At 62.0% G+C, this 19,749-nt stretch carries 18 protein-coding genes; 7 read left to right on the forward strand and 11 right to left on the reverse strand.

Going from position 1 to position 19,749, the window contains the following annotated elements:
* Nucleotides 1–208: 208 nt before the first annotated feature.
* From NO357_RS13070 to NO357_RS13120, 11 genes are all read right to left on the reverse strand, one after another.
* Nucleotides 209–1,063, reverse strand: coding sequence for a ComEA family DNA-binding protein (locus NO357_RS13070; protein WP_306736115.1), 855 nt, complete (start codon nucleotides 1,061–1,063; stop codon nucleotides 209–211).
* 361 nt (nucleotides 1,064–1,424) lie between these two features.
* On the reverse strand, nucleotides 1,425–3,434 hold the full coding sequence (gspD, locus tag NO357_RS13075; RefSeq protein ID WP_306736116.1) for a type II secretion system secretin GspD: 2,010 nt from the start codon (nucleotides 3,432–3,434) through the stop codon (nucleotides 1,425–1,427).
* Between the two features lie 345 nt (nucleotides 3,435–3,779).
* Complete coding sequence (locus NO357_RS13080) at nucleotides 3,780–4,286, reverse strand: type II secretion system protein N (RefSeq protein WP_306736117.1); 507 nt, start codon at nucleotides 4,284–4,286, stop codon at nucleotides 3,780–3,782.
* The gene (gene gspM / locus NO357_RS13085) at nucleotides 4,283–4,864 is read right to left on the reverse strand and encodes a type II secretion system protein GspM (RefSeq protein ID WP_306736118.1); all 582 of its coding nucleotides are present in this window, start codon (nucleotides 4,862–4,864) and stop codon (nucleotides 4,283–4,285) included. Before gspM ends, NO357_RS13080 begins: the two co-directional genes overlap by 4 nt.
* Complete coding sequence (locus NO357_RS13090) at nucleotides 4,861–5,952, reverse strand: PilN domain-containing protein (protein ID WP_306736119.1); 1,092 nt, start codon at nucleotides 5,950–5,952, stop codon at nucleotides 4,861–4,863. The genes gspM and NO357_RS13090 overlap by 4 nt, the downstream gene beginning before the upstream one ends.
* An 81-nt stretch (nucleotides 5,953–6,033) precedes the next feature.
* A complete protein-coding gene (locus NO357_RS13095) occupies nucleotides 6,034–6,675 on the reverse strand; it encodes a prepilin-type N-terminal cleavage/methylation domain-containing protein (protein WP_306736120.1) in 642 nt (213 codons plus the stop codon).
* Between the two features lies 1 nt (nucleotide 6,676).
* The gene (locus NO357_RS13100) at nucleotides 6,677–7,045 is read right to left on the reverse strand and encodes a PulJ/GspJ family protein (RefSeq protein ID WP_306736121.1); all 369 of its coding nucleotides are present in this window, start codon (nucleotides 7,043–7,045) and stop codon (nucleotides 6,677–6,679) included.
* Nucleotides 7,026–7,511, reverse strand: a complete 486-nt coding sequence (locus NO357_RS13105) for a GspH/FimT family pseudopilin (RefSeq protein WP_306736122.1) — start codon at nucleotides 7,509–7,511, stop codon at nucleotides 7,026–7,028. The genes NO357_RS13100 and NO357_RS13105 overlap by 20 nt, the downstream gene beginning before the upstream one ends.
* Nucleotides 7,495–7,956, reverse strand: coding sequence for a type II secretion system major pseudopilin GspG (gene gspG / locus NO357_RS13110; protein ID WP_306736123.1), 462 nt, complete (start codon nucleotides 7,954–7,956; stop codon nucleotides 7,495–7,497). The genes NO357_RS13105 and gspG overlap by 17 nt, the downstream gene beginning before the upstream one ends.
* A 32-nt stretch (nucleotides 7,957–7,988) precedes the next feature.
* Complete coding sequence (locus NO357_RS13115) at nucleotides 7,989–9,209, reverse strand: type II secretion system F family protein (protein WP_306736124.1); 1,221 nt, start codon at nucleotides 9,207–9,209, stop codon at nucleotides 7,989–7,991.
* A gap of 4 nt (nucleotides 9,210–9,213) precedes the next feature.
* Entirely contained in the window at nucleotides 9,214–10,929 is a 1,716-nt protein-coding gene (locus tag NO357_RS13120; protein WP_306736125.1) for a GspE/PulE family protein, read from the reverse strand.
* A gap of 332 nt (nucleotides 10,930–11,261) precedes the next feature.
* Between NO357_RS13120 and NO357_RS13125 the strand changes: the two genes are divergently transcribed.
* The 7 genes from NO357_RS13125 to ureC all read left to right on the forward strand — a co-directional run bounded on the left by NO357_RS13125 (nucleotide 11,262) and on the right by ureC (nucleotide 19,743).
* On the forward strand, nucleotides 11,262–14,963 hold the full coding sequence (locus tag NO357_RS13125) for a choice-of-anchor O protein (protein ID WP_306736126.1): 3,702 nt from the start codon (nucleotides 11,262–11,264) through the stop codon (nucleotides 14,961–14,963).
* A 318-nt stretch (nucleotides 14,964–15,281) separates the two neighbouring features.
* The gene (locus NO357_RS13130; protein ID WP_306736127.1) at nucleotides 15,282–16,229 is read left to right on the forward strand and encodes an urease accessory protein UreD; all 948 of its coding nucleotides are present in this window, start codon (nucleotides 15,282–15,284) and stop codon (nucleotides 16,227–16,229) included.
* A gap of 1 nt (nucleotide 16,230) precedes the next feature.
* The gene (locus NO357_RS13135) at nucleotides 16,231–16,533 is read left to right on the forward strand and encodes an urease subunit gamma (protein WP_306736128.1); all 303 of its coding nucleotides are present in this window, start codon (nucleotides 16,231–16,233) and stop codon (nucleotides 16,531–16,533) included.
* An 11-nt stretch (nucleotides 16,534–16,544) separates the two neighbouring features.
* Nucleotides 16,545–16,700: a hypothetical protein gene (locus NO357_RS13140; protein WP_306736129.1), complete on the forward strand. Its 156-nt coding sequence runs from the start codon at nucleotides 16,545–16,547 to the stop codon at nucleotides 16,698–16,700.
* Nucleotides 16,697–17,005, forward strand: a complete 309-nt coding sequence (locus NO357_RS13145) for an urease subunit beta (protein WP_306736130.1) — start codon at nucleotides 16,697–16,699, stop codon at nucleotides 17,003–17,005. Before NO357_RS13140 ends, NO357_RS13145 begins: the two co-directional genes overlap by 4 nt.
* Before the next feature lie 79 nt (nucleotides 17,006–17,084).
* Entirely contained in the window at nucleotides 17,085–17,915 is an 831-nt protein-coding gene (locus NO357_RS13150; RefSeq protein WP_306736131.1) for a cyclase family protein, read from the forward strand.
* Nucleotides 17,916–18,033: 118 nt separating this feature from the next.
* Entirely contained in the window at nucleotides 18,034–19,743 is a 1,710-nt protein-coding gene (ureC, locus tag NO357_RS13155) for an urease subunit alpha (protein WP_306736132.1), read from the forward strand.
* The last annotated feature ends 6 nt before the right edge of the window (nucleotides 19,744–19,749 follow it).

Raw genomic sequence — 19,749 nt, forward strand, 5'->3', positions numbered from 1 at the left:
GGTCTGGAAATTCAGTTGTTTCAAGCCGTGCAACACGATCGCCACCTGACGCCCGCGAGGAGTCCTCTGTTTCCAGAGGTGGAGACGTTGCCAGGCCCAAACTGGGCCTACATTGCCGGGACGGCGGCTCTGGACAATGAATCAAGGCGGGCTATTTTTTGGGAGCTTTGCGATCGGGCTGATCAGCCAAAGCCGACGATTTCCGGCTTTACTGGGAATGCGGGAAATGTAGTCGCGCGCCGCGGCGCCAGAGACGGACATCGTAGGGCACTTTTTGGCGTTTGCTTCTCAGAGCGACAACGGCCTCTCGGGCGAAATGGGAACCGCCGGCGGTCAGGGCCTCTGCCTGGATCCGATAGACACCGGACCCGCGCGTGCCCGGTCCCGGGGGTGCGCTCAGGAGGGTTGGGGCCTCGGTCAGACCCTCAGCCGGCACCTCCAGATATGTGTTTGGCATCGCTGATGTCGAGATGTCCGCTGCGTTCACGGCGGCGCGAACCAGGGGCGGCGCGGCGGCGATGACCGGTAATGCTCGACCGCTGTAGACCGTGATCGACGGGCGCAAACGCTGGACCAGGGCCTGGCTGATCCCCGCCACGTTCTGGAGGTCCTCTGTGCTCGTGAAGGGGACACCGAGACCCAGCTCGGTCAGTATGTCGGCGGATGGCGAGACCCCGGCCCGGAGTGTTTGGGCCCGGCGCTGTTTCCGAAAGGCGTCCACCGCTTCGGCGAGGGCCTCCGGATACCGCGCTCCGGCAGCCTCAAACAGATCCGTCAGCAAGTCGGTGGACGCAAAGTTTATGTCGATCCGGCCGAGCTCATCCGTTATCGAAACCCGGACTTCCGACTGTCCAAACCGCCAGCCGTAGACGGCCCCGTCCGTGCGCCATCCACCTATACTCCCGGCAGCGACCTCGTAAAAGGCGCGCCGAAGCGCACTATTTGCAGCGAGTTCGGCTTCCGTCGCCTCGGCAATATTTCGGGCGAGACGGAGATCGCCCCGGGAAATCTGCGTCACGCTTCCAGCTATCAGGGCAAGGATCACAGCGGCCCAAAGCACCATCACGAGCGCCAGTCCGCGTTGGCCTGCGCCGGCTCGGACACTCCGCGGGCTGGGATCCATCTCTGGCACTACACTTGGTCTCCGGTGTCGCTGCTCCGGCGAAGGTGACCAAGGTGTCGCCTGCGAGCTTCCACACAACTCCCGGTGAAAATAGCGGATTCAAATGGGAAGCTCAATTTCCTCCTGATCGCCGCGCCTTTCATCGGCGGCTTTCTCGGCATTTTCGCAGGACGCCTGCGGCTCTTGGCCGACTTGGGTCAGGGGCTGCCTGGATTGATAGAAGGACGGCGACTTTTTCGGGTACAAGTGCGCTGGTGCGCACCCGGTGCAGCGGGTCATTTCAGCTGACTTACCCTTTCTTCTAATCTCGCAAAAGGCTCACGCGTTCGCGGAGCTCATGCGCCACTTCCCAAGCCTGGACCGGATTGCGGATCACCCGCGGCGTAATCAATACCAGGAGTTCGGTGCGATCGCCTCTTCTCGACTTCGTCTTGAACAGGTTGCCCAGAGCAGGAACGTCCATCAGCATCGGAACGCCACGTTTTCCGCGCGAAGACCGTTCCCGGATCAACCCGCCCAAGGCCACGGTCGACCCGCTCTGGACGGCGACGGTGCTTCGAATTCGACGCTGCTGGATTGTAGGCGACTGGATGCCGGAATTCGGGGTGGCGGCCGGGTCGCTTACCTCCTGCAGGATGTCGAGAGTCACGAGACCACTTGCGTTGACCCTGGGGGTCACTTCGAAGATCACGCCGGTATCGACGTACTGGACCGAGTTCACGACAACGGCGTCGGGATCGGTGATAGATACGGCGCTCTGCGTCAGCACGGGGACCTGATCGCCGATTTGAAGCTTTGCCGACTGGTTGTCGAGCACCATGAGCTGCGGCGAGGACACCACTTCGACCTGGGTGACGTCGGACAAGGCGCTGAGAACCGCTTGGGCATTGCCCTTGTTGTAGGCCAGGTTCGACCCCGGGAAGGCCGAGGCGACCACGCCGGTTGAGGCATTGACCCAGTTGAGAGCAAAATTGCCCTCCGAGAGGGCCCATTGCACGCCGTACCTCAGATCGTCATTCAGCGTGACCTCGGCGATCGTCGCCTCGATCAGAACCTGCAACGGCATCACGTCGATCCGGTTCAGAACCTCCCGGATCAGTGAAATCTGTTCGGCATTGGCCATGATGACGAGCGCGTTGCGCGAGTCGTCCGCCACGATCCGGATGCCGGAGTTGCTGTCGCCAGAACCGATGGACCGCGCGGGCGCGGTGGTCGCAGCGGCAAGGTTTTGCGGTTGCGGCGTGCCGTCCCCGGCGGCGTCATCGCCCTCGGCGGAGGCGGAGACCGGTGTAACCAATTGATCGGCCTCTAGCCCCGGCGCGACGGGCGTCTGTCCCGATCGGGAATTTCCACCTGAGGGGGAAACGTCGAACGCTCCCGAGAGCACGGTTGCCAGTTCTGCCGCGCGGCTGTTCTTTGCATAGTACACGAAGGTTTGCTGACCGGCTCGTGTGTCGGCCTTATCGAGATTTCGGACCCATTTTCCAACGCGGCGCAGCGTGGCTGGCCGGCGGGAGACCGCCAGAACCGCGTTCAGCCGATTGATCGGAAGAAAGCGCACCGACTCGCCCTCGTTCGCAAACATGGTCTGGAGCTCACCGGCGATGTTCTCGGCACTGGCAGTCTGGATTGGGAACAGCGCGAAGGATTTACCTTCGAGTGCATCCACGTCCAAGATCGAGGCCAGTTCGGCGATCACCTGGGCTTCGCTTGCCGGCCCGGTGAAGATCAAAATGTTGCGGTCCTTGTCCGAGGCCAGCTGGCTTCCTTGCCCCACCTGACCTGCCACGACCTCAGCCACCGATGTGACAGGCGCGTGTTCGAGCGGAATCACATAGACGCCGGCCCCCCGGCTGAGCGGGCCGTTGCCTGCTGTGACCACTCTTTTGGGCAGATTTGGCACCGCCTCGCGCGGCACCACGTTGTAGACCTCGGCATCCTTGACCAATGCCGCGCCGTGAAGTGCCAGAATGTTTTCCAACACGGGAATAACGTTCGACCGCGGGATTGCCTCGGTGGTTCTTGCAGTAACCGTTCCGCTGACCCGTTCATCTAAAACGTAAGGTACCTGGAGGGTCTGGCCAAGCACGGCGTCGACGACTTCGCGTATGCTGACCTCGGCGAAATTCAGGGTCACCATCTCGCCCGTCGCGTCGGTCGCGACCTGCAACTGACGCCGTGCACTCTGCCCGTCGAAGCCGCGGCCGTAGTCAAACACACCCTGAACGAGCGCGTCGCGGGTTGCCCCGTCACGACCGCGCACGATGCCGGCGCCTCTGAAACCCGCTGCGGGGTTCGCGGGCTCGGACATCGAGATCGGCTTTGGAGCTTTCAGACTTCGAGGACCATACTTCTTGTCGATTTCCTCACAGCCTGCGAGGCCCAGTGCTACGGCGGAGCAAATCAGTGCTGTCCGCACGCGAATGCAGGCCGACTCTACCCGATTTCGGACATTATCCATCTAACCAACTCGACTGCCTCTTAGCACGAGCGCTCTTTTGGCGCTTCCGCTTTTAAAAACACTAACAGGTCCGTGCGGTTGTGTCCACGGAGAACGGGAGGGGCCTAACCCAGAGACAAAACTCAGGCGCCATCATGTTGCATCAAAGCACTTATACGACACGGAGGCCTAACCCACGCTCACTTGAGGATTCAATCAAGGCACATACTCCAGTGTGAGTGTTACGGTCTCTCCGTTTCGTTCGAATTCCACTGTATCAGGACCCAATTCTTTCAGCGTCCATCCAAGCAACTCTTCACCCTTTGAGACGTAGACCACAGTCGGCTCGCTTGGAACCTCGAGGATCGCCAGGTGCCTGGACTCGGAAACCACCACTCCCAGTAGTTTTGCGCGTAACCGTTGCGGAGATGTCACGCTGCGATCCTCTGCCGGCGGGGTACTGTCGTCCTCGACTGTCTCGGGTGGCTGGCGAGTGGGAGAGAACAGTGGTTTCTCGAGAACCGCGTTGAATGCTGCGAGCGGCGGCGGATCATACTTTAGAATGTCGCTGAGCCCCTGAACTTCAGGCTCGCCATCTGGTCCGGGTAAGGCTTGGTTTTCCAACGGGGTGCGGCTCAACTCGCGGTAAAGGCCCACGCCGGCACCTGCCGTTGCCAAAACCGCCACGAAGAGCAAAGCAAGACCGCGCGGCGCCCCTGTCATCCGGACACCTCTGGCAAAAGGTAGCCATAGACTACGAGATCGACCGCGAGTTTGGTTTCTCCGCCGTTTTTCAACGCCCCGCGTCCACCCGCCGAGGTGGCAACTTCAAGGGCGTCGACGAAGAGATACGGCGCGCTGGTTTCCAGCGCGTGCAGCACGTTCACAAACTCCACGTGTGAACTGTTCATCACAATCCTGACCCTGATACGGATGACGTCGCCCTCTTCCTCGGATTCGAGGCTTTGCATGCTGCGCAGCCCGCCACCGTGGCTGGCGATGATGGCCTTGATGTGTTCCTGTATCGCGGCCGCCGCTAAGGGTTCTGTCTCGCCGCGGATATAGAGGTCGCTCTCGCCGATCTTCTGCGCAAGCGCCTCGATCTGCGCCTCGTAGTCGTCGCGAGACGTGCTCGACCGTTGCAGCCGATTAACCATATCGCGGGTATGCGCAAGCTCGTCCTGCGTGTCTCGCCGCCAGTCCAGCAGGGGTAACACGACGGCAAACAGCAAGACTGCCGCGACTCCTGCCAGCAAGATCAGCGCGAGCAGGCGGTTCAATATGCGCGTAAAACCGCTCATTGCTGCTGCCGCTCCGTAATCACGGTCGCTTCGAGGTTGAAACGTTCTTTGCCGAGTTGCGGGTCTATGGTCAGCGGTGAGGTGAATTGGGCGCCTGAGAGGAGGTCAGAACTCTCGATCAGCCGCAAGGTCACCGCCGGGTCAGCGGAGTAGCCGGAAGCCTTCAACGTCTTTCCGTTGATCGACCAACTGCTCAGCCAATCGCTCTCAGGCAGGACACGGGAAAGTTCGTCGAGCAATGCGATTGCCATCGGCTCGCCGGTTTTCTTTTCGGTGAGCTGTCGCGAGAGATCCGTTAGGTAGATCACGCGGTCACGAAGTTTTCCGGCGGCGCCCGCCTTGGCGCGCAGGTCTTCTTCCAGCGCCTGCAACCGCGCGATTTCGCCGGACTTTCGATCGAACCAGACAAATTGTGTCGCGGCGGCAAACGACAAGGCTGTAATCGCCAGAGCCGCCGCCGCGCGTGGCACAAATCGGCTTCGTTGCCGGCGTTCGGCGCGCGGCAGCAGGTTAAACGCATCAAGCGCTGGCTCTTCCGAGGTCGGTCCGGCTATGCGGTCCGGCCGGACGCCGATTCTGCGCGCCCAGTCCAATGCCTTGTCGACATCACGTCGCCGGGCAACCAAGAGCCCGATCCGCAAGCGTTCCAACTCCTCATCGGAATTCAAGACCGTAAAGTCGAACAATGCCTCACCCGTGGGGAAGGGGGTGAACGAGTCGAGTTCGAAAGTAAGTGCTTCCTCAAGATTGTCGGCGGCCTCAACCGGGAGCTCCACGATAGTCCCAAGTGCCAGTTTGTGCGGCAGACGAATGGTCACGGACCGGGCCGACGCACGCCTCCCGAGCAGTTTGCGCGTTGCGGCTGCGGCACTGTCGACATCGCCGGCACCGATCGGGACCGTGCCCAGCTCCTCGAATGTGCCATCGTCGCGCAAGCCAAGCGAAAGTTCGTCGGGCCTGATTTCGACCTCCAGCACATCCTCGGAGCCGAAAAAAGTCGCTGCCAGGCCGCGCGGGAGGCACCCGCGAAGCTCCTTGCCCCACCACGAAAGAAAACGGCGGGTGATGTCCTGTAATTCTGCCAGCATCTTTCAAACGCGTCTCAACTTATCGCCATCATACGGCTTTTGCACCGGCGTGCCATTCGGTTCCGGAGGCATGTTCATGGATCACATCCCGGGCGCAACCATCAAAACAGGCCAATGCCGGCGAGGATCGGAAAATTGGACCTCCAGTTTCAGCAGGCGCAGCCCGCCCGCCCGGGTATCCCAGTTGCTGGCCCACAGACCGCCCGGAGCTTCGCGCGTGGTCCCGAAATAGCCGAGCTGTAGCTGCGCGACGCCATCCAACAGGACCCGCTCGCCGCGAGTCCCCTCGCCGCCACCCGTCTCGGTGCCAACCAGCTGTTGCCAACTCAGCATCAGCCTGCCGCCGTCGCTGTCATCGTGCCAGAGCCGAAACAGGTAGAGCCCCGAGACGACGGGGCCCGTCTGCCACGACGCCAGAAAGCTTACCATGGTTTCGTTGCCGACAATGGGAAGGGTTGTCTCATCTACCTCGCGCGCCAGCCCGCTCGGGAGAGAAAGCGAGCCCAGTCTCTGACGCAGGAACGCATGCGTTGCGTAGACACGGTCGCGCTCTGCGGACACGGTCGAGACCCGGTCCCAGCTTCGCGCGCCGAATTGGAAGCCTCCAAGCATTATCGTCGACATCAGCGCGAGAAGGGTCAGGGACACGAGTACCTCGACGAGGGTAAAGCCCGCCTCGCCAACATCGTCGCGCCTGGTTGAACGATTGTCGGGATGCACCATGCTAGCCTCCCAATTCTATCGAACGGAACGACAGCACCGAACCGTTGTCGCCCTGCACCGTAAGGACAACGTCATACGCCGAAAATGGCGGTATTTGCCCGTAGGCAGGGAGGCGGGTGACGGTCATGGACCAGCTCTCGCCGGTTGTCAGGCGGCCTTCGAACGTTCCTTCGGCAAGTGGGATATCGGTTCCGATCCGATCGAAAATCGAGCGCATCTCGAGCACGCGCGTCGTGGTGCGCTCGGCTGCAATCTCGTGCGTCATCCCGGTGGACAGCGCGCCTGAGACGGCTCCAAACGTCACCGCGAGAATGGCGAAGGCGACCAGCACCTCGATCAGGGTGAACCCGCTATCGCGCGTCGGTTTCATGCATCCTCACCATGCCGTCGAACCAGTCGACCTCGAGTTCGTAGCGTGCCGACCCGCGGGCCAAAATGATGCGTCCGCCCGTCGAGGTGCCGTCAGGATAAAACCGAATGCGCCCGCGGTCATCGTCGATCCGTTCGCGACGGGCCATCACCAACTCGACGGTCACGCCGCTTGGCAGCTCTGCGTCGCGCGCCTCGCCCGCACCGCGATAGCTGCCGGCGGCAACATCGATCAGCACCGTGGCTTCGCGGTTGTCCCGCAGGGCGACGCTGCGGGCGCGGCGTAGTTCTCCGCCGAGGTCTTGAGCTGCGGCCTTGACCTCAAGTCCGGGCACCACCCGGCCGAGCATCGGAGTCGCCAGCGCCGCGACGAGCGCCATCAGCGTCATCACGACCAGAAGCTCGATCAGAGTGAACCCGTCGGCCCCGCGCCGGTTTGCGCCTTTTCCGTCACCAGCTCGTGACATCGGCATTTTCGCCTTCGCCGCCTTCGGCACCATCGGCGCCGAGACTGTAGAGGTCAAACGGTCCATGCTCTCCGGGCGCACGATACTCGTAGGGACGCCCCCAGGGATCGGTCAGCGCGTCGGCTTTTCGCAGGTACGGTCCATTCCAGCGCTCCGATGCACCTTGCGGCGCTTCCACGAGTGCCTGCAGGCCCTCGTCGGTGGTTGGATAACGGCCGACCTCGAGCGCATAGAGATCGAGGATCGAGCCCAGCCTGTCGATCTGCACGGCTGCGGCATCGCTGCGCGCGCCGCCGAGGTACTTGACGGCCTGGGGCACTGCGAATGCCGCGATCATCGACAGAATCAGCAGCACCACCAGAAGCTCGACCAGCGTCATGCCGTGCTCCCGGTTCCGCTGTTCGGTACGATCACAGCTGCGCATATCTTCGTCAGTCTCGGACATCGCGTTCCCTTTCTGGTTTCGTCCCGGCCCGTTCACACCGCAAGTTCGTAGGAGCCGAGGATCGCGCCAAGCATGGAGCCGACGATGAACGCGATGATGAGGCCGAGCAGAACAGTGACAGCCGGTGCAAGCAGCGCAAGAGCCTTTTGGACTTCTCGCTCTACCTCGGTGTCATGGATGTCGGCAACCTGCAGCAGCATCTGGTGCAATTCCCCGCTTTCCTCACCGACCTCGATAAGCTGAAGCGCCAGCGGCGGGAAAAGTCCGGTTTTCCGCATCGGCGCAGCGAGTCCCTCGCCGCGCGACAACGGCCCGGAAATCTGACGAACGGCGTCGGCAAAGGCGCGGTTCTGAAGCGTTCCCGCCGAGATGCCGACGGCTTCGACCAGGACAACGCCATTTGCACGCAAAGTCCCGAGGCTGCGGCAGAAGCGGGCAGTTTCGATCCGGCGCAGGATGCCGCCGATCACCGGCACGCGAAGCAGCCACGCATCAAAACGTCGTGACGTATCCGCACGCAGACCCAAGCTCCGGATCGCGAGCAAAATCGCCAGGAGGCCGGCAAGCAGCAACCACCCCCACTCGGTCACCGCGTCCGAAACCGCGAGAACCACGCGTGTCGGCAGCGGGGGGGCGACGCCGGTCTCTTCAAACATCGGCCGAAACTCCGGCACGACGTAGACCAGAAGCACGACCAGCGACAGGCCGGTCAGGATCAGCACGAGCAAAGGATAGGTCAGCGCAGAGCGGACGCTGGCTTTCAAGGCCTCGCGCCGCTCGAGCATGGTGCTGAGACGGTTCAGCACCTCGACCAAAACTCCGCCTGTCTCGCCGGCTTTGATCATGCCGACGTAGAAGGCTGGGAAAGTCTCAGGCCGGGATTGCAGCCCCGCCGCAAGCGAACTTCCGCTCTGGATGGCTTTCAGCAGCTCACCTGGCACACCCCGCATCGGACCTTCTTCCAGAATCCGATCGAGCATGGACAACGCGCGGTCAACCGGCAGCCCAGCGCGCAGCAGGATGGCGAATTCGCGGGTGAACAGCATGAGATCCTTGTCGCCGGCCTTGCGCCGGCGTCGCAGGTCGAGCCGTGACAGCCAGCTTTTTCGCGTTGTCGTGCCGTCCATGACCTGCAACGGCGCCATGCCACGACGTCGCAAGACGTCAATCGCACCCTGACGCGAGTCCGAGCTGATCTGGCCGGTGACGACCTCACCGCTGCGTGCGAGTGCCTTGTACTCGAACTCCGCCAAGGGTTCATCCTTTCCCGGTCGACCGGATGACTTCTTCCAGGGTGGTCACGCCTTGGACGACCTTGGCCAGGCCATCTTCGAACATCGTGCGCATCCCTTCGGCAACCGCGGCCCGGTGCAGTTCCTGGGCTTCGGCATGGCGCAGGATCAGGCTGCGGATATGATCGCTCATCGTCAACACCTCGACCAGCATGATCCGGCCCAGATAGCCTTGGCCGCGGCATTCGTCGCAGCCGCGCGCCTTGTACAGGGTGACCTCTCCGCTTTCGCCGTTGCCGGAAAAGCGCCGCAAGCCGAACTGTTCGATAACCTCGGGCAACGCGGCATAGGGCTCGCGGCAGGACGGGCAAAGCCGTCGCACCAGCCGCTGCGCGGCAACGCCCTCAAGCGTTGAGGTCAGAAGGTAATCCTCGATGCCCATATCGAGAAAGCGGGTGATCGCGCTGGCGGCGTCGTTGGTGTGCAGCGTCGACAGCACCAGGTGCCCGGTCAGCGCCGCCTGCGCGGCGATGCGCGCGGTGTCTCCGTCACGGATTTCACCGACCATGATGATGTCGGGATCCTGTCTCAGGATCGAGCGCAGGACATTCGCGAAGGTCAGCCCGATCGAGGGTTTCACCGGTACCTGATTGACCCCTTCCAATTGGTATTCGACCGGGTCCTCAACTGTTACCAGCTTCTTGCCCTCTTCGTTGATCGCGCTGAGCGCGGCGTAGAGCGTTGTCGTCTTGCCGCTGCCGGTCGGTCCGGTGACGACGAAGATGCCGTGTGGCACCTGAAGGATTTCGTCGAGCCGGTCGCGGGCTGGTGCCTGGACGCCGAGTTTGTCGAAATCCAGCGCCACGGCATCCCGGTCGAGAAGGCGCAGGACGACCGATTCGCCGTACATCACCGGCAATGTCGAGACACGGATGTCGACGGGTTTTCCGCGCACAACCGTCTTTACGCGCCCGTCTTGGGGCAGCCGGTGTTCGGCAATGTCGAGGCGGGCCATGATTTTCAGGCGAGAAATCACCGCGGGGCGGAGCCGCTCGGGCAGCTGTGTCGGTTCTTGCAGCACCCCATCGATGCGGTAGCGGACGCGGAACTCGTGTTCGTAGGACTCGAAATGGATATCCGACGCACGGGCCTCGACCGCGCGGGCGACAAGTGAGTTCACCAACTGCACCACGGGTGCTTCGCTGGCGAGGTCTCTCAGGCGTTCGACATCGATATCCTCGCTGTCCGTGTCCGGTGTCGTCTGCGCCGCAACGTCGCCGATTTGGTCGGAATAGAGCCGCTCGATCGCACTCTCTATAAGCGCCGGCTCGGCGACCCCGACAACAACGGGCCGTTCCGTCGCCAGCGAGAACGCTTCGATCGAAAAGCTGTCCAACGGATCGGCCATGGCCACGAAGTGGCCATCGGGTGTGTCCGCGATTGGCAGCATGCGGCGGGTTTTCAGGAACCTTGGGCTGAGGTGCTCGATCTCGAGCGGTTGTTGCGGGATGTCTGACGACGCGATCAGGCGGAGCCCGAGTTGGCGGGCAATTGCGGCGGCGAGGTCACGTTCCTGCACCAGGCCCAGCTTGGTCAGCAGGTCGGGAAGATGGTGGCCCGTCGTCTGGTCGAGCAACCGCATCGCGCGGTCGAGGCCGCTGCGATCCAGCTTGCCCGACGCGATCAGCGCTTCGCCGAGTTCTTTCTGGACGTCATCAATGTTCCTGACTGTCATAGACATGACGGTGCCAATCCTCTCGCGCGACGAGCCTCCTAGATCGATAGTGACGGCCCGGCGCTTCCTCTTTAAGTGGAAAACAAAACGTGTTTCCCGCAAGTTCTCCGAATCGGCAGACCAGTGGCTCTGACGTAACAAGGTTATTTAAATGAGGTGCCGGTCGGAAGCGATTGATCTGAGTCAAACCTGACATTCGAAAAACATGATAGATTAGCAAAGCAAGGGAGAATTCTATGTGATTCATCAAGACGATACCGCAAATCGCAAGCGTGATTGTCTTCATTTAGTAAACAGTTACTCCAACTGTTTTCGATTGTTCGCGACGGAGGAATGAAATGAGACGTAAAACATTACTGCTCTGTACCACAGCAGCGTTGCTGCTGGGGACGAGCATACCAATCTACGCCGATGATGGCGACAAGGTACTCAAGCGGCTGACTGGCGGTAATATCGACAATCAGCTGACTGTGCTACCTGAAGACGTTTTCGGGGGGCACATCGCGGAGGCGGAACATGCTTACACGGATGTGCTGAAGTTCTTCGTGCCGACGCAGCGGGCCAGCGGCCTGCAGGAGCCGGTCGAGTACTACGATATCGATGAGAACCTGGTCGAGACTCTCGAGCAGGCAAAACCGCTGGTCAACGTGTTCATGTACGGGCCGGCGGTTGGCGTGGAGCACACAGCTTTCGCGCACAGCTTCATGGACGCCTTTGCCGGGGTCAGCCTCGACGATGGCGAGACGTGGAAAACCACCAACCTCTCACAATCAGCCGACCTGACGTCCTTCACCCTTGGTGGTGGCGGGGAAGGCAGCGGTCACGATGACGACGGTGGCGATGACGATGATCATCACGGGTCCACCCTGAGCGTCGAGATCGATGAAGCCGTCTGGCGCGATCACAACAAGAACTTCGGCAAACTGAAGGTCGAGGGGGAAGCTGATCGGCTCGAGCAGGTTGAGATCATCAACTTCGACACCGGCGAGGTTCTGTTCAAGACGCTGGCGAAGAAAGACAGCGAGTTCTCGGCCAAGCGGAACGTGAGTGTCGACTCTGCACCCTGCCGCGTCGCGGCGGTTGCGGATGGCGAGACCAGCGCCCCGATTACTGTGGACTACGGTGACGATTCGACCACGCAGTGTATCGGTCTCGACATCGCCGAATATCCCGGTGGTGTTTACAACATCGTGCATGCCACTGCCGGTAACAAGGCCATGGTGGCCTGGACCAGCCGGTTCTGCCAACAAGGCCAACCGACCTATTCGATGGCGTGGGACGGCGACGACGAGGGTCTGAAGCCTGAACTTCTCGAGCGGCGGGACGCGCTTTCGGCGTATCTCGGCGTCGATATCAACGCCGACCTCTACCTGACCGATCTGTTCGGCGTTGCTGGGCAACAAAGGTCGATCAACTTCGCCGACGAAGGCTATCCGCAGGCTGGCGAAGTGCCGTATGGCTGTCTGTGGACGGCGCGCGGCGTGCTGCGGGCCGGAGACGATCCGCGCACGACGGAAGTCGAAGCCACGCACATGGTCTGGACCAAGCCCGAGCGGCTGACGTCTGGCCGGCGCGATCCCAACCGGGTCGAGTTGAGGGCGGTCAAGGATGCCGGCTTCGCGATGACCTGGCAAGAAGACCCCGACGGGCTGCGTCCCGGTCAGGGCTTAGGCCCGGGCGAAGGCTGGAGCGGCGCGGTTGCGCACAGCAAGACCGACGTCTGGTACAGCTTCCTGCCATGGGAACATGCCGACCTGGTCGAAAACCCGGACGATCCGGCAGGTGAACCTGTCGCAATGGCCGACCATGACCTCCTGGTTACCGGACGGCCGCAGGTTTATGTGCCTTGGGCGGTTCCGATGCGTCTGACCAACAACGACAAGTGTCAGGCCGACGAATACGGTCCGGGCCAAACGCCTTCGGAAAACAAGGTCTTCAGCTACTGCAACTATGATGTGGCTGCAGCTTACGGTCTTCAGGACTTCTGTCAGGATACCGCGCTTGTGCCGCAAGGCCAATCCGGTGCCGAAGGCCTGATCTGCGTCAACGAAGACGGACTGCCGAACCTTGCCAACACCGCCTCGACACGGGCCCGCACATCGCTGCAGGGCTACGACTCGGACGGTGACGGCGTGACCGACAGCGCTTGGGTCGTGGTTGCAACCGAGGAATCGAAAGGCCTCGGCCGGTTCGCATTCCTGCCGGACGGCACGGCGTGCGAAGCGGTACGTGCAGATGATCCTGCCTACGATCCAGATTGCAGCGCCGATATCGGCAAGAACCAGTGGTACTTCAGCTTCGACATGGGCGACCCGCAGACTTCCGCGACGTCAGCACATGAAAACGGCCTGGTGCAGAACCTGGTCAATCAGGGCAACCTGCTCAACCAGCCTGAAGTCGACTGGCGGACCGGTGAGTTCTATCCGGTTCTGAACACCGTCGATATGTGGGACTTCGGCGCCTATAACTATGATCTCTACAATACCGAGATCGCACGGCGTTCGAGCCTGCTGGTGCAGGGGATCGGCAAAGGTCTTGGTGCGGACACTGGCGTCGGAGACACCGGTACGCTCGTCATGTCGTCCTGGAAACAGGGTGCGATGCGGCAGGGTGGCCCGGCCGACACGATGTTCCGCCGGATCCTGATCGATGCCGAGGACTACACTGAAGGCCTCGACGACAACCCCTACGCGTTCACCAACATGGAATGCGAAGAGGTCGGTGGGTCCGGAGGCTGGGCTGAATTCGATGAGCCTAACCCGTACTATCCTGACGGGGTCTGCCTGGCGCCTGCAACCAACTTGTCTGGCGTCATTCCGGATACCTGCCTGGACAGCGCGACCAACGCTGCGGATGACTGCCCGACAGTCGATTTCGCATCGTCGACCTTTGGTCAGCTCGTGTTCCCGCAAAGCCTGGGCGGCCCGATTCTTCAGGGCTATATCCAGGGCGAAGGTAACACCACCAAGATCCTGACCTGGCACCAGTGCCCGTCGGATGGCGTGCAGAGCGTGGGTGACTTCACGGCCGTGACCTGTGACACAGACGATCGGACCGACGAGTTCGCCAACCTCAAGGACCAGAGCTGGTACAACCCGCTTGACGTGTCCAAGGGGCACCGCGGCTACCTGGATGGGGACTTTGCAATGTTCCTGTACGCCTGGTCGCCGAACTGGCGTCTCAACGCCAAGGGCAACGACCGCTACGACCTGTATGTGCGGCGTTCGTTCGATGGTGGTGATACCTGGACAACGACTCCGGCGTCCTTCACCGCGAGCGACGGCGAGCTCTATGTTGGCGACGGTACGGTTACCTGCGAGAACTATCGTTCGGAGGTGACCCAGGTACCGCAGGCAGACGAGCCGACGGTGTGTTACGAGTACGGTGCCGGGATTGCGGAGCAAGCACGCAACGTGACGCAGCATAGCCGTATGCGCGTGACCACGCTTGACCCGCGCTATGCCCCGAGTGCTGCGGCTATCGATCCTGACGCATGTGTCGACGACACCGATCTGACGATTGACACCAGTGTGATGACCTGCCTGGATCCGTCGACCGGCGTTGCTGAAGTGCGTGATCCGTCGCGTTACTTCATGGTCTTCGAGACCGGCGACAACAGCACCGTGCAAGTTGGCGAAGCGGAACCGCTCGATCTGTTCTACAGCCGTGCGGAAAGCTTTGGTGACGACTACGTTGTCTGGGCCGAGACCGACTCCGCAAGTGCGGACGCGACGCTCTGCTATCCGTCTGATCCGCACGAGGACGATGGTATCATCGGTACCGTGGTCGAAGGCAGCGGCTTCTGCAACGAGTTCGACCGCGCGAATGCTGGCGGTGACACGCACTCGAGCGAAGGCGACCTTGAAGCCAAGACCGATGGTAGCAAGCTCTATGCGACCTGGACCCAGTGGGTGTTCGGTGAAGACGGTGAAGAAATCGTCGAGTCGGATGCCATGGCTCGCCGGATCTGGTGGATCGACGACTACATCTCGTCGGACAACAGCTGGACCCTGCCTGGCACGAACCAGCCGGAGCAATGAGTTCTGCTCCAACGGCAAGACAATGATTGCCGAAAAATACTGGATGGGCCGCCTTCGGGCGGCCCATCTGTTTTTCCGCTTTGTCCTTTTCTTGAGCCCGACCGCAGAACTGCATTTGATATGAAAGTTTTTGGGATCGCGGCAGGGTCAACACTTCATGCTCAGCGCCTGGATCAGCCTAGCCGGCGTCGGGTCCGACACAGCCCGGGCGGACGCCCCCCCTGAAACTGAACGAGAATTGGTCTGTGCGATTCGCTGGCCTGCGCGCCCCGGTGATTTCTTGGGCAGACGCGAGCGCGACTGCATGAAAAACAGGCATTGGACATACATTTTTTAGCTGAGGCGCATGCTGCGGCGGTCTGGGCTGACATTAGCGGCGACGGCGTGGTGAAATCGACGGCGAACCCATTTTGCAGGACGAGACCCATCAACGCCACGGTCAGGATATCCCCACGGCCCGATTCCGAGCTTCAGCCCCGTGCCCACGGCCATGTCCACCTGTCGGTCAAACGCGACGGACCGCGGACGGCGATCGACACGCTACGTCAGGCAGGGTCTTCGAAGCTTCTGTTTCCACGGAGGACCGGGCCGGAGATTGAGGCGGTTCTGCTCAACACGGCCGGCGGGGTGACCGGCGGCGACCGGTTCGCGGTCGATATCGAGGCGCAGTCGGGCACCGCGATGACATTGACGACCCAGGCGGCCGAGCGGGCTTATGCCGCGCAGCCGGGCGAAACCGGCGTGATCCGGTCGTCGTTGCTGCTGGGTGAGGACGTCGCGTTCAACTGGCTGCCGCAGGAGACGATCCTGTTCGCTGGCTGTGCGCTAGATCGGTCGCTGGCGGTCGAGATGGCCGCGTCGTCCCGGCTGCTGGTTTCTGAAATCTTGGTCTTCGGCCGCGGTGCGATGGGTGAAACGCTGACTTGCGGCACGTTCTTGGACCGAATCGAGGTCCGACGCGGCGGCGAGAAGCTGTTTCTCGACGCGATTGCGCTGCATGGAAACATCGCGGCGCATCTGGAGCGCGCCGCAATCGCGGCAGGATCCGGCGCGATGGTATCCGTAGTGTACGTGGCGCCGGACGCCGAGGCATATCTGGGGCCGCTGCGTGCCATGCTGCCCGAAACCGCCGGGGTCAGCCTGATTGGTGCGGATCTGTTGTTCCTGCGGGCGCTGGCCCAGGACAGTTTTGCGCTGCGCCAGATGCTGATCCCGATCCTGGTTCGACTGACGAAAACTCCGCTTCCGAGATGCTGGATGATCTGAAATGAACCTGACCCCGAGAGAAAAGGACAAGCTGCTCGTCGCGATGGCGGCCGACGTTGCGCGCCGGCGGCTGGCGCGAGGCGTCAAGCTCAACCATCCCGAGGCAATCGCGCTTATCACCGACGCAGTGGTCGAGGGCGCCCGCGACGGCCGGTCGGTGGCCGACATGATGGAGGCCGGCGCCAAGGTGATCGGCCGCGATCAATGCATGGAAGGCGTGCCCGAGATGATTCACGAGGTCCAGGTCGAGGCCACCTTTCCCGACGGCACCAAGCTCGTCACTGTTCACAACCCTATCCGTTGAGGAGTTTTGTCATGAAATATGCTCTTCCTCTCGTTCTCTTTGCCAGCCCGGCCCTGGCCCATTCCGGGGCGCATCTGCACCCACAGGAGGCAGCACCGTCGATCATGCTGATCGCGTTGTTCGTCATTTTTCTTGGCGGCATGCTGGCCCATGTGGTGCGCCGGTGATCCCGGGAGAAGTTTTCCCCGCAGCCGGTGAGATCATCCTGAATGCAGGCCGGGAGGCGATCACGTTGATGGTGGCCAACACCGGCGACCGGCCGGTGCAGGTGGGGTCGCATTACCATTTTGCCGAGGCCAATGCGGGGCTGGCATTCGACCGCGAGGCGGCCCGCGGTATGCGGCTCGACATCGCGGCGGGGACGGCGGTGCGGTTTGAGCCGGGTCAACGGCGCGAGGTGCGACTGATCCCAATTGGGGGCGCGCGTCGGGTGTTCGGGTTCAACCAGCAGGTCATGGGCGCGCTCGATTGACAGGAATCGTGCTAGGATTGTTTTAGCCGGGGCGATGCGTTTCACCGGCGGAAAACAAGACCAAAGGGAGTTTGAAAAGATGTGCGATATTTGCGTGATGAACGCGGTGAAGGACAAGATGCTGTCGCGGCGTTCTTTCTTGACCGCCGGCGCCGTTGGCGCGGCAGCCACGGCGATGGGGGCGGGGCTGGGATCCACCACGCCTGCGATGGCCGCGGGCCACGGGACCGTGCATGACATGACCCATACGCTCGATACCGAGTTTCCGACCTTCGGGGGCGTGCCAGGGATCGGCTATGACAAGGCGTTTGATTTCGCCAAGGATGGCTACAACCTCTACAACCTGTCGCTCAACGAGCATACCGGCACGCATCTCGATGCCCCCCTGCATTTCTCGGAAGACGGAACGTCGGTCGACGAGATCCCGGTCGAGAACCTTGTCTGCCCGCTTTGCGTGGTCGATATCCGTGCGCGGGCGGCCGAGGACCGGGACACGCGGCTGACACCAGATGACCTCAAAGCCTGGATCGCCACCAACGGGCCGATCCCCGATGGCGCCTGCGTGGCGATGAACTCGGGCTGGGCGGCCAAGACCGGCGGGCCGGAGTTCCGAGGCGCAGATCCGGCGCGTCCCGGGGGTCTGCATTTCCCCGGTTTCCACGTCGAGGCAACAAAGATGCTGCTGGAGGAGACCAAGGCGGCGGCGATCGCGGTCGACACGCTTTCGCTTGATCACGGGCCAAGTCAGGATTTCGCCACACACTATGCCTGGCTGCCGGCGGGGCGTTATGGGATCGAGTGTATCGCGGGGCTCGACGATGTGCCGGCTGCCGGGGCGACGCTGGTTGTCGGCGCGCCGAAAGTCGGCGGCGGCACCGGTGGGCCGGCCCGCCTCTTCGCGATGGTGTGACATGCAGGCTTTGTCGAGCCTGTAGAAAAACTTTGGGCCAGCGCGGATGCGCTGGTTCTTGCCCGGGACGACGAACCGTCCCGCAGGATTTGGAAACCCGTTCGGAGAGCAGAAACAGATGCCCGCCACTCTTCCCCGCGCTGACTATGCAGCGATGTTCGGCCCCACCGTGGGCGACAGGCTCCGTTTGGCTGACACCGATCTGATCATCGAGGTCGAGCGGGACCTCACCACCTATGGTGAGGAAGTGAAATTCGGCGGCGGCAAAGTGATCCGCGACGGCATGGGTCAAAGTCAGGCGACGCGGGCCGAGGGCGCGGTCGATACGGTGATCACCAACGCGCTAATCGTCGATCACAGCGGCATCTACAAGGCCGATGTCGGGCTGAAGGACGGGCGGATCGCCAAGATCGGCAAGGCCGGCAACCCCGACACCCAGCCCGGCGTCGATATCGTCATCGGGCCTGGGACCGAGGCAATTGCCGGCGAAGGCCGCATCCTGACTGCCGGGGGGTTCGACAGCCACATCCACTTCATTTGTCCGCAGCAGATCGAGGATGCTCTGCACTCTGGCCTCACCACGATGTTGGGCGGAGGCACCGGGCCGGCGCATGGCACGCTTGCCACTACCTGCACGCCGGGGCCCTGGCATATCGGGCGGATGCTGCAGGCCGCAGATGCCTTTTCCATGAACCTCGCTTTTTCCGGCAAGGGCAATGCCTCACTGCCCGCCGCGTTGGAGGAACAGGTACTTGGCGGGGCCTGCGCCCTGAAATTGCATGAGGACTGGGGGACCACCCCCGGCGCTATTGATTGCTGTCTGTCGGTGGCCGATGCTCTCGATGTTCAAGTGATGATTCACACCGATACGTTGAACGAGAGCGGCTTTGTCGAGAACACGGTGAAAGCGATGAAGGGCCGGACGATCCATGCCTTTCATACAGAGGGTGCCGGTGGAGGCCACGCCCCGGATATCATCAAGATCTGTGGCGAGGCGCATGTGCTGCCGTCCTCGACCAACCCGACGCGGCCTTTCACGGTCAACACCGTCGAGGAGCATCTCGACATGCTGATGGTCTGCCACCATCTCGACAAGTCAATCCCCGAGGACGTCGCTTTTGCGGAAAGCCGCATCCGGCGCGAAACCATCGCCGCCGAGGACATCCTGCACGACATGGGGGCGTTTTCGATCATCGCCAGCGATAGTCAGGCCATGGGTCGGGTGGGCGAGGTGCTGATCCGCACCTGGCAGACCGCGGACAAGATGAAGAAACAACGGGGCCGGTTGACCGAGGAGCAGGGCGACAACGACAATTTCCGGGTCCGCCGCTATATCGCCAAGTACACGATCAACCCGGCGATCGCGCATGGCATGGCGCATGAAATCGGATCCATCGAGGAAGGCAAGCGCGCCGACCTGGTGTTGTGGAACCCCGCGTTTTTCGGGGTAAAGCCCGAGATGGTTCTGATTGGCGGCAGCATTGCGATGGCGCAGATGGGTGACCCCAACGCTTCGATCCCAACACCGCAGCCGGTCTATTCCCGACCGATGTTCGGTGCCTATGGCCGTTCGGTCGAGCATTCGGCGGTAACCTTTGTCTCGGCCGCGGCGCAGGACGCCGGTATCGGCGATGCGCTGGGGTTGGCCAAGCGGACGCTGGCGGTGAAGAACACCCGCAGCATCGGCAAGGCCGACCTGATCCTGAACGACGCGACACCGCAGATCGAGGTCAATCCCGAGACCTATGAGGTGCGCGCCGATGGCGAGCTTTTGACCTGCCAGCCGGCACAGGAGTTGCCGATGGCACAACGCTACTTCCTGTTCTGAGGGGGA

Origin of the sequence: Marimonas arenosa, from assembly GCF_030848945.1 — a bacterium.
GTDB classification, from domain to species: domain Bacteria; phylum Pseudomonadota; class Alphaproteobacteria; order Rhodobacterales; family Rhodobacteraceae; genus Marimonas; species Marimonas arenosa.

Coding starts and splice junctions, on each gene's coding strand:
- NO357_RS13120 (WP_306736125.1), bottom strand. CDS start 10,929: ATGTCTATGACAGTCAGGAACATTGATGACGTCCAGAAAGAACTCGGC.
- NO357_RS13095 (WP_306736120.1), bottom strand. CDS start 6,675: ATGGTGCATCCCGACAATCGTTCAACCAGGCGCGACGATGTTGGCGAG.
- NO357_RS13100 (WP_306736121.1), bottom strand. CDS start 7,045: ATGAAACCGACGCGCGATAGCGGGTTCACCCTGATCGAGGTGCTGGTC.
- gspG (WP_306736123.1), bottom strand. CDS start 7,956: ATGTCCGAGACTGACGAAGATATGCGCAGCTGTGATCGTACCGAACAG.
- gspM (WP_306736118.1), bottom strand. CDS start 4,864: ATGAGCGGTTTTACGCGCATATTGAACCGCCTGCTCGCGCTGATCTTG.
- NO357_RS13105 (WP_306736122.1), bottom strand. CDS start 7,511: ATGTCACGAGCTGGTGACGGAAAAGGCGCAAACCGGCGCGGGGCCGAC.
- NO357_RS13080 (WP_306736117.1), bottom strand. CDS start 4,286: ATGACAGGGGCGCCGCGCGGTCTTGCTTTGCTCTTCGTGGCGGTTTTG.
- NO357_RS13090 (WP_306736119.1), bottom strand. CDS start 5,952: ATGCTGGCAGAATTACAGGACATCACCCGCCGTTTTCTTTCGTGGTGG.
- NO357_RS13125 (WP_306736126.1), top strand. CDS start 11,262: ATGAGACGTAAAACATTACTGCTCTGTACCACAGCAGCGTTGCTGCTG.
- NO357_RS13150 (WP_306736131.1), top strand. CDS start 17,085: ATGTGCGATATTTGCGTGATGAACGCGGTGAAGGACAAGATGCTGTCG.
- NO357_RS13135 (WP_306736128.1), top strand. CDS start 16,231: ATGAACCTGACCCCGAGAGAAAAGGACAAGCTGCTCGTCGCGATGGCG.
- gspD (WP_306736116.1), bottom strand. CDS start 3,434: ATGTCCGAGCCCGCGAACCCCGCAGCGGGTTTCAGAGGCGCCGGCATC.
- NO357_RS13140 (WP_306736129.1), top strand. CDS start 16,545: ATGAAATATGCTCTTCCTCTCGTTCTCTTTGCCAGCCCGGCCCTGGCC.
- ureC (WP_306736132.1), top strand. CDS start 18,034: ATGCCCGCCACTCTTCCCCGCGCTGACTATGCAGCGATGTTCGGCCCC.
- NO357_RS13070 (WP_306736115.1), bottom strand. CDS start 1,063: ATGGTGCTTTGGGCCGCTGTGATCCTTGCCCTGATAGCTGGAAGCGTG.